We start from the raw sequence: 11,872 nt of genomic DNA, 5'->3' as shown, positions 1-11,872 counted from the left end.
CTTTGGAGGCATTTTTGGACAATTTAAACCCTGAATTATGGAAAATAAACTCATTCGCGAAGCCTATAAAAACTACTGGCTTGAAAACGGGAAAAAACCGGTTTCTGTCTACCTGTTCTGTCAGCAATTAGGTCTTTCCGAAAGCACTTTTTACGACAGCTATGCATCCTTCGATGCCGTTGAAAAAGACATCTGGTTATCCTTCTTTACAGATACACTCGAAAAACTAAAAGCAGACGATACCTATCTCGGCTATTCTGCCCGCGAAAAGCTGCTCACCTTCTACTTCCTCTGGGTACAGAAGCTGAAAGAAGACAGAAGCTACATTTTGCAGCAGAAAGAACAATTCCATATCCCTGGCTATCATGAAAACAGGCTGGAAAAGTTCAAAGATGCGTTTTATGAATACGCGACAGACCTGATCAAAGAAGGCTATCAGTCTGGCGAAGTAAAAGAAAGAAAATTCATTTCCAGTCAATACGTACACGGTTTCTGGGTACAGGCACTCTTTGTGCTCAACTACTGGATCAAGGATGATTCAGAAAAATTTGAGCTGACAGATGCTGCGATTGAAAAAGCTGTAAATCTCAGTTTCCAGATTATCAGCTCGGGCACGATTGATAGTCTGCTGGACTTCGGCAAATTTATGTTCACCAGGAAATAGAGGAGATAAAAGGTAATGAAAGAGCAAACTAATATTCCTACGGGAAAAGTGGAAAGAGCGAGTCGTTTTGTGACCACAGGATTGAAAGTTGGAACCAATTACCTGAAGCACTATACCAAAAAACTCATTGATCCCAATATCAGCAGGGAAGAACTGCATGCAGACAATGCAGAAGACATTTACGATACCCTCAGCAACCTGAAAGGCAGTGCACTGAAAGTAGCGCAGATGTTAAGTATGGACAAGGGCATGCTGCCCAAAGCCTATACCGAGAAGTTCGCCATGTCGCAGTACAGCGCCCCACCCCTTTCTGGTCCGCTGGTGATCAATACCTTCGTTAAGACATTAGGCAAAACCCCCGCACAGTTGTTCGATACTTTCGATATCAAGGCAGCTAATGCCGCCAGCATCGGGCAGGTACATAAAGCCACCAAATGGGGCAGGGAACTGGCCATCAAAATCCAGTACCCCGGGGTAGCGAACAGTGTGAAGTCTGACCTCCGCATCGTAAAGCCATTTGCCATGCGCATCGTAGGCATGAACGAGGTGGATATGGACAAGTACTTTGAAGAGATTGAGACAAAACTGCTGGAAGAAACGGATTATAAACTGGAACTGCACCGCTCTGTAGAAGTATCTACCTTGTGCGCACATATTCCGAACCTGGTATTCCCGAAGTATTACCCGGAACTCTCCAGCGATAAGATCATTACAATGGACTGGCTACGCGGCTACCACCTGAAGGAGTTCCTGTTAAAGAACCCATCTCAGGAAGTTAGAAATAGCATCGGTCAGGCACTGTGGGACTTCTACCAATTCCAGGTACATAAGCTGAAAAAGGTGCATGCTGATCCACATCCGGGCAATTTCCTCATGAGGGAAGACGGTACGATCGGCATCTTTGACTTTGGTTGTATCAAGGAAATACCGGAAGATTTTTATGTCAACTACTTCTTATTGACAGATAAAGAAGTATTGAAAGATGATGTGCGACGTAATCAGATCTATACCAGCCTTGAAATGATACATCCTTCGGATTCGGAAAAGGAGATTACATTTTTCTCCACCCTGTTCCAGAAGATGATCGACATGCTCACACTGCCATTTACCTTACCTGAATTTGATTTTGGCGATGAACGTTATTTCGGGGAGATATATGCTTACATGGATTATGTAGCTAACCTAAAAGAGGTGAAAGAGTCGAAAGTTGCGCGAGGGTCAAGGCATAGCCTGTATGTGAACAGAACCTACTTCGGCTTGTATTCTATTCTAAGCGATCTCAAAGCGAATATTAAAACGGGGCTTCCTGCGCTATAAGCAGGGCCCCATTTTTTTTCGTACCTTTTAATTATGAACATTCTTATCATCGAAGACGAGCAGGCGCTACAAGAATCAATCACACAATACTTAGGCAAACAGGGCTACATTTGTGAAGTAGCTACAAACTTCAGAGAGGGCATTCAGAAGGTCAACGATGCCGAATATGAATGTATAATTGCCGATATCAGCCTTCCTTATGGCAGCGGATTAGATATCGTAAAGGAACTAAAACAGATCCGCTCCGATGCGGGTATTATCATTATCTCCGCCAAAGATTCATTGGAAGATAAACTCCAAGGTCTGGGCCTTGGCGCCGACGATTATCTCACCAAACCTTTTCATTTATCAGAACTGAGTGCACGGGTCAATGCCCTGCTACGCCGCAAACATTTTGGCGGCAATACCAGTATTATCTTCCAGGATATACAGGTAATTCCAGCTTCGAAAACGGTGCTGGTGCACCAGAAACCGGTGGACCTGACAGCGAAGGAATACCAGCTTCTCGTGTACTTTATTGCCAACCAAAAACGTGTCATTACCAAGTCCGCCCTGGCATCTCACCTGTGGGGCGATGAATATGACATGGCAGGTTCTTATGATTTCATATATTCACATATCAAAAACCTCCGCCGCAAACTGATGGATGCCGGTGCACCAGATCATATCAAGACGGTGTATGGCACAGGTTACCGGTTCGAATAATATGAAACTACTTACCAAAAATACCATCTGGTTTTTACTGATCATGCTGCCCCTGCTGACGACCGGCGGCATTTATCTCTATCATCAGTTTGATAAGGAACTGGAGAAAGAGATGGATGAGGAACTGGTAAATGATAAGATTCAATGGGAGGTCTATTTTAAGTCGATTCCTGATAACAGTCCTGTATTTGGTATCACAACACCGGAGTTCAGTATTCATCCTGCAAATGGGCCTGCAAATGCACAACCGGTACTCCAATCAATTATGCAGTACCAGGAGATCGAGCATAAAAAGGTACCGTATCGCCAGCTGGAACAGGTGATCAGTATACGGGGTAAATTTTACCTGCTCACGATCAGAAAATCACTGATTGAAAAAGACGACCTGATTAAAAATATTGCGCTGGTAATGGCACTGGCTTTTATTGGGTTATTATTGTTTACCATATTGGTGAACAGGTTGATCAGCCGCAGCATCTGGCGGCCATTTTACCTGTCGTTGGATAAGATGGAAAAGCTGCAATTGGAACAGATGCACCACCTTTCTTTTCCGGATACTTCTGTGACTGAATTCAACAGGTTAAATGAAGTGTTGATAAATGCTACCTCCCGCATCTACCATGATTTTGTGATCATGAAAGAACTGACAGAAGATGCTGCACATGAAATGCAGACACCGCTGGCGATTGCGCAAAACAAGCTGGAACTGCTATTGCAGGATGAAGACTTACAACCGGCGCAGCTAAAATCTATCGCACAAACGCATGAGGCTTTGCAACGGTTGTCGCACCTGAATCATGGCCTGTTATTCATGGCTAAGATCGGGAACAAACAATTTGTGGCAACCAGCGAGATCAGCATCAGAACAGTGCTGGAGAAACACCTGCGCTTTTTTGACGAACTGATACGGGATAAAGAATTGCTGGTAAGTACAGATATTTCAAACGATCTTTTACTATTACTACATCCGTTACTGGCAGATACCCTCATCAGTAATTTACTGGGCAATGCCATAAAATATAATTACCCCAAAGGCCAGATCACCATACAGCTGAATGAAAAACAGTTCAGCATCTGCAATACCAGTGAATACCCCCCTATTCCCTCCACTCAATTATTCCAACGATTTAAGAAGAATGCATCCAACCTGGAAAACAGTAACGGATTGGGATTGGCCATTGTGAAAAAGATCACGGATACAAATAACCTGAAGATATATTACCTGCATAAAGGGCAGGAACACCATTTTATTCTTCGCCCGGACAGGCATCATCATTAATCCAGATTTTCCACAGGATCGCTCCTTTTCTTTGTTTCATGAAGGTCACAGGGTTTATTTTATTACTGGCCACGGGTCCATTATTCGCACAGGACACGACTAAAGTTGTACAGATTCACGAGATAGTCGTGCACTCTACCCGTACCAATAGCCGTATCGGGGACCTGCCTATGAAAGTGGAAGTATTAGGCCTGGAGGATATGCAGGAAGAAAGCGGTATTAAGCCAGCAAATGTGGCCAGTTTGCTGGGCGATCTATCTGTGATCCATATACAAAACACATCGGCAATCAGTGGAAATAATGCCATCCGCATGCAGGGGATGGATGGAAAATACACCCAGCTATTGAGGGATGGCCTTCCCCTGTACGAAGGGTTAAGCGGCAATTTTGGCGTACTGGCCATCCCCCCGCTGGATCTGAAACAGATTGAGATTATAAAAGGATCTGTGTCTACGCTGTATGGGGGTGGCGCGATTGCGGGGATGATCAATTTTATTTCCAAGACCCCGGGCGACAAACCATTATTGAATATTTTATTGAATCGCAGCACGCTCAAAGAGAACAATGCCAATTTATATTATTCACAGAAATGGCAAAAAACAGGTTTCACATTTTTTGGAGGTGTTACGCATCAGAATGCGACAGATGTGAACAAGGATGGATTCAGTGATGTGCCACAGTTAAGACAGTACCTGGTGCATCCGAAATTCTTCTGGTATATCCATCCAAAAACGACCTTTACTGCGGGGTACCAGGGAACATTTGAGCAACGCTCCGGTGGTGGTGCCTACTACACAGAAAAGAATAATAGTAATCGTAATAGCTTAGACCTACAACTGACCCACAAGGCGTTCACCATTAAAAGCAACGCCAGTCTCTATCATCTGCTGCATACAGAGGGAAATTTCCTCCTGCAGGGCAAACAATTGAATACCTATACAGAAGCCAGTTATAAATGGCATGGTGTAGTGCTTGGTATAAACAATACCAGCGAAGCCTATACCAGGGATAACCACGACAGCAGCCGTATTAGTAATTATACCTACAATACTGTCGGCTTCTTTGCACAGGATGAGATTCAACTCACAAAGCAGCTGATGATAGAAGGTGGGCTACGCGCAGATCACCACAATGTATATGGCTGGTTCCTATTGCCAAGACTGGCCATAGTGTACAAACCCATTCATGATCTCTCTGTTCGCCTGAGCGCAGGTACGGGGTATAAGACCGCCGCAATCTTTACAACACAAACACAATTGCTGGGGTATAAGACGCTCGCCGCTTTGCCGGATGGGTTGAAAACAGAGAGAAGCAAAGGACTGAACTTCGATGCGAACTATCATACTACCCTTGGTGAACTGGACCTGACATTGAACCAGGCCTTCTATTATTCTCATGTGCAACATCCAATACTACCTGTATTAAGAAGTGATAATTTATATGAACTGCAAACCCAGGCCGACCCGCTACATAGTGCAGGAACGGATACATATGTGAGATTGGAAATGGATCATGTGGAATTGTACATGGGGTATAATCATACCATTTCAAAAATTAGTACAATGTACGTGCCTTTTGCACCACAGGATAAATTTGCGACTACACTCGCCTATGAGATCGAAGATAAATGGCGCATGGGGATAGAGAATAGCTGGAACGGGCATCAGTATTTATACAACAATGAGAAGGCGCCGAATTACTGGTTCTGGGCAGCCATGGTATCAAGACAAATAGGTGATCATGTCACACTGGTGCTGAACGGAGAAAACCTCTTTGATGTAAGACAAGGTAAACATACCCCATTATATACCGGAACAGTGAATGATCCTTCTTTTGTACCGTTGTGGGGGCCTGTAGATGGCAGGCAAATAAATGTATCTGTTAAATGGAACCTGTAAAAAACAAAAGGCCGTCTCACAAGTGAGACGGCCTTTTACAATAAAATACAATGCTCATTACTTCACTGGTACTTCCACATGGGTTTCATCCCACTCTACGATCATCTTACCAGCAGGCAAAGTGATAGTCAGTTTTTCAACCGGTGCAGCTGTTTTAGTCACCTTAGCTTTTGCTTCCAGCACGTTGTGTACTTTGATAGAATCATACTTGTAAGCACCCCATTGTTTCAGTTCGCTGTTCAGTACAAATGTCCACTCTGTTTGAGTTGGGATAGCGAACAGGGTGTAAGTACCTGCTTTTACGGCTTTGCCACCGAAGCTACCATCTTTAGCAAATGTGATTTCAGTTGCTTCGTTAGCACCCAGGCGCCATACTTTATCATAAGGAACCAGGTCTCCAAAGATCACTCTACCTTTTTTAGAAGGTTGACCATAAGCAACTTTTACATTTTTTCCTTCTGCAGTTACCCGAGGGCTTGCAACTGCCTTTTTTTCCTGTGCAGATACAAGGCTGCCAGTACCGGCCAGCAATGCAAAGAATAAGAGGAATTGTTTCATAAATAGTAAAAAATTTATGGAAAATTAATGTATAATGCGGGAGCGGTTGTTACCGCCTGTGTATTATTTACCGCTTTCGCAAATTGTCTTCAACTGTGTCAACCCCGCTTCCAGCTGTGGCCCTGTGAGCCTGTCTGCCAGGAAACCACGCAGTTTCCACCATGGCCAGTAACCCAGGTGTGTTTCTAAGCGCCACATGATAGCAGTTGCTTTTCCATCAGCCGCAGGCTTGATTTCGAAATAAGCATTTACCGGGCGCATGGCATTGAAGGTCATGAGGTATTTGATACCACTGTCAGGACGACTTTCTTCAATACTTACCTTTCCGGTTATACGATCTTCATGTTGCATACCGCTAAAAGTAAAGTAGGCGCCCTTACCTGCAGGAGGGGTTGAATATTGCTTATCCTGTGCAGTTTCATCGGCAGCCCATGGATTCCAGGCCGACCATTTACTCAGGTCATTTAATTGCGCATACACAGTAGACATTGGTGCATCTATGACACCAGAACGTTCTACAATCGCTTTAGAAGGTAATAATAAGGATAGCAAGAAAAGCAGCACGCCGAAGCAAACTGCGCTAATCACGGCTAGTTTAATTAATCGCATATGAACAATTCCAGACTGTTAAGGTTGCAAATCTCGTTCTATTTTGGCAAAAGGAGGAGAATTATCTTAATACCGAATCGAGTTTGGCCAGTCCTTTTTCAAAATCCCTTCCTACCCATTTGTCCATCAGGAGTCCCATGAACTTTTTGAAGGGGTTACGCCCCAGTTCTGCCGTCATGGTCCAGGTCACACTGGTACCACCGGGTACCGGTTCCAGTTTAAAGGTAGCTTTGGCCAGTCCCTGCTCCATAAAGTGCATATCTGTGGCAATGAACTCATCCAACCGGGAATTGGTGATCATCATGGCCCCCTTGCCGATCTGCCGGTTTTGGCTTTCCCAGCTGTAGGCTGCACCTATCCCACTCTCAGTATCGGTGTACAGGAGTTTCATATGAGGATCTGCCTGGTGCCAGGGAGACCAGTTTTCCCAGTTACGGACAGTATTGATCTGTTGAAATACAGCAGCAGGAGTGGCGGAAATGACCCTGACACGCACAACCTTCACAGTAGCCGGTAAAAACAGGCTAACTATGAAACACCCAGGGATGATCACAGCCAGAGCGCCCAGGAGAATAAAAAAGGCTTGCATCCCTAAAAGTTACCAAAAAAAAATGACTATTCCCACCGGAAAACTCTCACCGCCACAGCGTAAATAATCACACCCCATAGTGTAATCACACCCAGCTCGAGGCCCAGGTTCCAGAGGTGCTGTCCTTCAAAGGCCACTTTCCGGAAAGCATCGTTCAGGTAAGTTAGTGGCATAATGCGGCAGATGACCTGCAACCAGGTAGGAAATACATCGACAGAAACAAAGGTACCTGCCAGGAGGAACTGGGGCAGGGTAATGATATTGGCAAACAGCGGAATCGTGCTCTCGCTATTGGCGAGACCGCTCACGACAAAGCCAAAGCCCATGAACACCACCACACCCAGCGCAGTCAGGATCAGCATTTCAAAAAAGGTACTCCACCCGTTTACCAGCGTGAAGCCAAAAAAGAAATAACCGATCGCAATGATCAGGATCGCGCCGGAGATCTGGAATACCAGGCGGGCCAGGGATTCACCCAATACTATATGTAAGCGCCGGATCGGCGTAGCGAAGAAACGTTTTAATACCAGCGTCTGTCTTAAACCGAAAAACAGGAAAGCAGTGCTGAATACGGCTGCACTGAGCAGGGAGAAGCTCAGCAAACCAGGCAATATGAAATCGATAGTAGTATATCTACGGCCAGGCAGCGTGATCATGGGTTCAACCCTGGCTACAGAAGCATGGCTGTAATATTTGGCATCTGCATTACGGATCACACCATTCAGGATAGCATTGAATACCCCGATCTTTTCAACAGCAGCGGTAGAGGTATAGACCTGGATAGAGTTGGACGGTTTATTGTCTACAGCAGGTAGGTCCTTTACTTTCAGAATAGCGGTGACATGCCCTTTTTTCAGCTCTGCCTGCAATTCTGCATTCGTCTTGTCTGTTACCAGTTTCAGGCTCTTCTCCTTCAATAATTGCTGGTACAGGTAACTATGGGTATCCGTCGCACTGTCCACACCTACTTTTACAGATACAGTGCTATCCCCGATAAAGCCAAAACAAAGTAAGATCACCAAGGGAAAACCTAAGCTGAATACTACAGCCGAGGGGCTTCTCAATATTGCTTTCAAACTTGCTTTTGCCATGGCCAGCAGAGCTGTCCCTTGACTGTATTTCACCGCCATACGCCTATTTAGTTGCTAGAAAATCGCGTAAAACTACTATTGTTTTACCTAAGTTGTATAAAAAAACCTGCCACAACGGGCAGGTTTTAAGTAAATTTTAAGTGCCGATACTATTTGATCTCAATATCATAGGGAATTCTGGCCTGTACCTGGCCACTCATTTCTTTGATCCTCTTCACCTGCTCGTACAGGCTATAGTTCTCACCCAGTTCATTCTTTACCATCCGGGATTGCATATCGCCACCCAGACTTCTCACTACCTTTTCAAGGCCTCCCTGTGGTTCAGGATATTCCTTTACATTGAAAGAACCGGCATGCACCATCTTCGCAGCACATGCAATGGCGTCCTGAATACCACCGATACGGTCTACCAGACCTAATTCTTTTGCCTGTACACCACTCCATACACGTCCCTGTGCAATGCTGTCTACCACTGCACCACTCAGTTTACGGCCATTGACCACCCGGGTCTTGAATACCATGTAAGTCGTATCAACGCCATTCTGGATGAAACGTTTTTCATCGTCTGTCATAGCACGGCTGGCAGTACCGAGATCAGCATACTGTGCGGTTTTCACACCGTCGAAAGTGACACCCAGTTTATTCTTAAAGAAATTTCCCAGATTTGGGATCACGGCAAATACACCAATAGAACCTGTGAGGGTATTGGGCTCTGCAAAGATGGAATCGGCCATGCAGGAGATGTAATAGCCACCGGAAGCGGCATAGTCGCCCATAGATACGATCACTGGTTTATCTTTCTTAGCCAGGGTCAGTTCTCGCCAGATGCTTTCTGAAGCAAGTGCGCTCCCACCCGGGGAGTTCACCCTGAATACGATAGCTTTGATATCGTTGTCCTGACGGGCTTCCCTGATCAGTTTGATATAGCGGTCACTGCTGATGACAGTTTCTTTTTCGCTATCGCCACCTACTATGCTACCCTGGGCATAGATGAGGGCGATTTTGGCGTCGTTGTCCCTGAAACGGTGTTCATTGGCATTTTCGTAGTTGCTCAGGGTCACGAAGTTCACTTTGTCAGTGCCGCTCAGGCTCAGACGGGATTTGATTTCATCCATCACCTGGTCGTCGTAGCGCAGGCCATCCACCAGTTTCAGGCGGGCGGCATCTTCTGCATTTTGGATAGCGCCGTCATTGGCGTATTTGTGCAGGGTAGCTGTATCGATTTTACGGCTCTGACCTATATTAAATAAGAAATTGCTATACAGTTCACCCAGGTAAGCATTGGTCTGGATGCGGTTTGCAGGGGTCATTTCCGTTTCGCGCAGTGGTTCGGTGGCGCTTTTGAAACGGCCATCGTAGAAGATCTGCGGCTGGATTTCCAACTTTTCCAGCAGCCCTTTCAGGAAGGTGACCTGGGAATAAAAGCCATTGAAGTCAAGCCCTCCTTTTGGATGGAGGTATACTTTGTTGGCCACGGAGGCGACAAAGTAGCTCTGCTGACTCATATTCTCGCCATAGGCATAGATCCACTTGCCACTGGCTTTGAAGCGCTCCAGTGCGTTTCTGAATTCCTGGTTGGTTGCAAAGCCGTTGGCATTGCCTTCCACTTTCAAGTAAATACCTTTGATATTATCATCGCCGGTTGCATTGTCAACCAGCCTGATGACGTCAAACAATCCGGGAGTGCCACCATCTCCTTTTTTAGTGAACATGCTGAGTGGGTTGGCGACTTTCTGTTCACTGAGCTCCTGGTTTGTTTCCAGTACCAGAACGCCATTAGGGGAAATGACAACCTTATCGGGCGATATAGCGCTTCCGATCAATCCCAGGAGAATAACGATTCCCAAAACACCTACGACAATGAGTGCTAGTAGGCTGGCCAAAAAGATCTTAAAAAAACTACGCATATTTTGAGATTAAGGAAAACTGCTTTTTCCAAAAATAAAGATTATGTCTACTTTTGGGCCGTTGAAGATACATGAATAAAGCAATATTACTTATAGGTGGTAATCTGGGCAACCGTACGGAGAACCTGCAACAGGCTGTGATGCAAATAGATAAGCGGGCGGGAACCGTTGAAAAAAAGTCGGGATTGTATGAAACAGCTGCGTGGGGCCATGTGCAACAACCAGACTACCTGAATCAGGCTTTGCAGATAGATACGACACTGAGTGCTGAAGAGCTGTTGGATACCGTACTCGATATAGAACGGCAGTTGGGAAGGGTACGCCAACAAAAATGGGGAGCACGGGTCATAGATATAGATATCATCTTTTATAATGATGCGGTGATCGATTTGCCGGCGCTGAAAGTGCCACATCCGCAGATGGCGAACAGGCAGTTTGTACTGGTGCCGCTGGTGGAGATTAGTCCCGATTGGATACATCCGGTATTACATAAAGATGTCAGCGCTCTGCTGGCGGAGTGTACCGATACATTACCTGCCCAAAAATTTCAGTTACAGGAGCAAGCCAGATGAATTATAAATACATTACAATTGAAGGAAATATAGGGGCTGGTAAAACGACGCTGGCTACAAGACTGGCGAAGCACTTTGGTGCGCAACTGATATTGGAAGAGTTTGCGGATAATCCATTTTTGCCTAAGTTTTACGAGAAGCCACAGCAATATGCTTTTCCGTTGGAGCTGTTTTTTATGGCCGAGCGGTATAAGCAGTTGAAAGATATGTTGCAGACGCAGGATATGTTTAACAACTTTTTTATATCGGATTACCTGTTTATAAAGAGTTTGTTGTTTGCAAAGGTGACATTGAAAGATGAGGAATATAGCCTGTACCAGAAGCTGTTTGATATTATTAATCCGCAGTTGTTACAACCGGATCTGCTGATATTTCTGAATGCACCGATTACAAAGTTGCAGCAGAATATAAAGAACAGGAACAGGTCTTATGAGCAATCGATACCTGATAGTTACCTGGGTAATTTGCAGGATGTGTATATGCAGTATATTAAGCAGCACCCGGTGAAGACATTGATGGTGGATACGACGAAGGTAGATTTTCTCAGGAGTGCTGAAGACTTTGAAAGGTTGTTAAAAGCATTAGAGGAAGATTATCCACCGGGTATAAATTACTTTTAAAAGAAGTTGCTATAAGCCAAATAAAAACGCTTTTGCCAGAGGCAAAAGCGTTTTTATTTGGGG

General features: G+C 45.1%; 12 protein-coding genes. 7 read left to right on the top strand and 5 right to left on the bottom strand.

Annotated elements, in window-relative coordinates; all coding sequences use genetic code 11:
• Positions 1-37 precede the first annotated feature (37 nt).
• Genes SIO70_RS15430 through SIO70_RS15410 form a run of 5 tightly spaced genes read left to right on the top strand, consistent with a single transcriptional unit; the run spans position 38 to position 5,863 of the window.
• A complete protein-coding gene (locus SIO70_RS15430) occupies positions 38-664 on the top strand; it encodes a TetR family transcriptional regulator C-terminal domain-containing protein (RefSeq protein WP_320581747.1) in 627 nt (208 codons plus the stop codon).
• Between the two features lie 15 nt (positions 665-679).
• The gene (locus SIO70_RS15425) at positions 680-1,981 is read left to right on the top strand and encodes an AarF/ABC1/UbiB kinase family protein (RefSeq protein WP_320581746.1); all 1,302 of its coding nucleotides are present in this window, start codon (positions 680-682) and stop codon (positions 1,979-1,981) included.
• Positions 1,982-2,014: 33 nt separating this feature from the next.
• Positions 2,015-2,686 (top strand): response regulator transcription factor, encoded by a 672-nt coding sequence (locus SIO70_RS15420; protein WP_320581745.1) that lies wholly within the window; start codon positions 2,015-2,017, stop codon positions 2,684-2,686.
• On the top strand, positions 2,661-3,965 hold the full coding sequence (locus SIO70_RS15415) for a HAMP domain-containing sensor histidine kinase (RefSeq protein WP_320581744.1): 1,305 nt from the start codon (positions 2,661-2,663) through the stop codon (positions 3,963-3,965). Before SIO70_RS15420 ends, SIO70_RS15415 begins: the two co-directional genes overlap by 26 nt.
• A 38-nt stretch (positions 3,966-4,003) precedes the next feature.
• The gene (locus SIO70_RS15410; RefSeq protein WP_320581743.1) at positions 4,004-5,863 is read left to right on the top strand and encodes a TonB-dependent receptor plug domain-containing protein; all 1,860 of its coding nucleotides are present in this window, start codon (positions 4,004-4,006) and stop codon (positions 5,861-5,863) included.
• Between the two features lie 57 nt (positions 5,864-5,920).
• On the opposite strand, the gene SIO70_RS15405 is transcribed toward SIO70_RS15410, so the two are convergent.
• From SIO70_RS15405 to sppA, 5 genes are all read right to left on the bottom strand, one after another.
• Positions 5,921-6,421 carry a DUF2911 domain-containing protein gene (locus tag SIO70_RS15405; protein ID WP_320581742.1) on the bottom strand — a complete coding sequence of 167 codons (501 nt, stop codon included), beginning with the start codon at positions 6,419-6,421 and terminating at the stop codon, positions 5,921-5,923.
• A 63-nt stretch (positions 6,422-6,484) separates the two neighbouring features.
• A complete protein-coding gene (locus SIO70_RS15400) occupies positions 6,485-7,030 on the bottom strand; it encodes an SRPBCC family protein (RefSeq protein WP_320581741.1) in 546 nt (181 codons plus the stop codon).
• Between the two features lie 61 nt (positions 7,031-7,091).
• A complete protein-coding gene (locus tag SIO70_RS15395) occupies positions 7,092-7,619 on the bottom strand; it encodes an SRPBCC family protein (RefSeq protein WP_320581740.1) in 528 nt (175 codons plus the stop codon).
• Between the two features lie 26 nt (positions 7,620-7,645).
• Complete coding sequence (locus tag SIO70_RS15390; protein WP_320581739.1) at positions 7,646-8,749, bottom strand: ABC transporter permease; 1,104 nt, start codon at positions 8,747-8,749, stop codon at positions 7,646-7,648.
• Positions 8,750-8,859: 110 nt separating this feature from the next.
• Positions 8,860-10,617: a signal peptide peptidase SppA gene (gene sppA / locus SIO70_RS15385; RefSeq protein ID WP_320581738.1), complete on the bottom strand. Its 1,758-nt coding sequence runs from the start codon at positions 10,615-10,617 to the stop codon at positions 8,860-8,862.
• Positions 10,618-10,688: 71 nt separating this feature from the next.
• Between sppA and folK the strand changes: the two genes are divergently transcribed.
• Together folK and SIO70_RS15375 are read left to right on the top strand one after the other, a co-directional pair.
• Positions 10,689-11,189, top strand: a complete 501-nt coding sequence (gene folK, locus SIO70_RS15380) for a 2-amino-4-hydroxy-6-hydroxymethyldihydropteridine diphosphokinase (RefSeq protein ID WP_320581737.1) — start codon at positions 10,689-10,691, stop codon at positions 11,187-11,189.
• Positions 11,186-11,809 (top strand): deoxynucleoside kinase, encoded by a 624-nt coding sequence (locus SIO70_RS15375; protein WP_320581736.1) that lies wholly within the window; start codon positions 11,186-11,188, stop codon positions 11,807-11,809. The genes folK and SIO70_RS15375 overlap by 4 nt, the downstream gene beginning before the upstream one ends.
• Positions 11,810-11,872: the final 63 nt, after the last annotated feature.

Origin of the sequence: Chitinophaga sancti (genome assembly GCF_034087045.1) — a bacterium.
GTDB classification, from domain to species: Bacteria; Bacteroidota; Bacteroidia; order Chitinophagales; family Chitinophagaceae; genus Chitinophaga; species Chitinophaga sancti_B.
The sequence above is the reverse complement of the archived record's forward strand: the minus strand, read 5'-3'. Positions and strand labels throughout refer to the sequence as shown.

What these genes read in the sequence shown, in the direction of transcription:
- SIO70_RS15400 (WP_320581741.1), bottom strand. Translation starts at nt 7,030, where the DNA reads ATGCGATTAATTAAACTAGCCGTGATTAGCGCAGTTTGCTTCGGCGTG.
- SIO70_RS15420 (WP_320581745.1), top strand. Translation starts at nt 2,015, where the DNA reads ATGAACATTCTTATCATCGAAGACGAGCAGGCGCTACAAGAATCAATC.
- SIO70_RS15375 (WP_320581736.1), top strand. Translation starts at nt 11,186, where the DNA reads ATGAATTATAAATACATTACAATTGAAGGAAATATAGGGGCTGGTAAA.
- SIO70_RS15405 (WP_320581742.1), bottom strand. Translation starts at nt 6,421, where the DNA reads ATGAAACAATTCCTCTTATTCTTTGCATTGCTGGCCGGTACTGGCAGC.
- SIO70_RS15395 (WP_320581740.1), bottom strand. Translation starts at nt 7,619, where the DNA reads ATGCAAGCCTTTTTTATTCTCCTGGGCGCTCTGGCTGTGATCATCCCT.
- SIO70_RS15415 (WP_320581744.1), top strand. Translation starts at nt 2,661, where the DNA reads ATGGCACAGGTTACCGGTTCGAATAATATGAAACTACTTACCAAAAAT.
- folK (WP_320581737.1), top strand. Translation starts at nt 10,689, where the DNA reads ATGAATAAAGCAATATTACTTATAGGTGGTAATCTGGGCAACCGTACG.
- sppA (WP_320581738.1), bottom strand. Translation starts at nt 10,617, where the DNA reads ATGCGTAGTTTTTTTAAGATCTTTTTGGCCAGCCTACTAGCACTCATT.
- SIO70_RS15390 (WP_320581739.1), bottom strand. Translation starts at nt 8,749, where the DNA reads ATGGCGGTGAAATACAGTCAAGGGACAGCTCTGCTGGCCATGGCAAAA.
- SIO70_RS15410 (WP_320581743.1), top strand. Translation starts at nt 4,004, where the DNA reads ATGAAGGTCACAGGGTTTATTTTATTACTGGCCACGGGTCCATTATTC.
- SIO70_RS15430 (WP_320581747.1), top strand. Translation starts at nt 38, where the DNA reads ATGGAAAATAAACTCATTCGCGAAGCCTATAAAAACTACTGGCTTGAA.
- SIO70_RS15425 (WP_320581746.1), top strand. Translation starts at nt 680, where the DNA reads ATGAAAGAGCAAACTAATATTCCTACGGGAAAAGTGGAAAGAGCGAGT.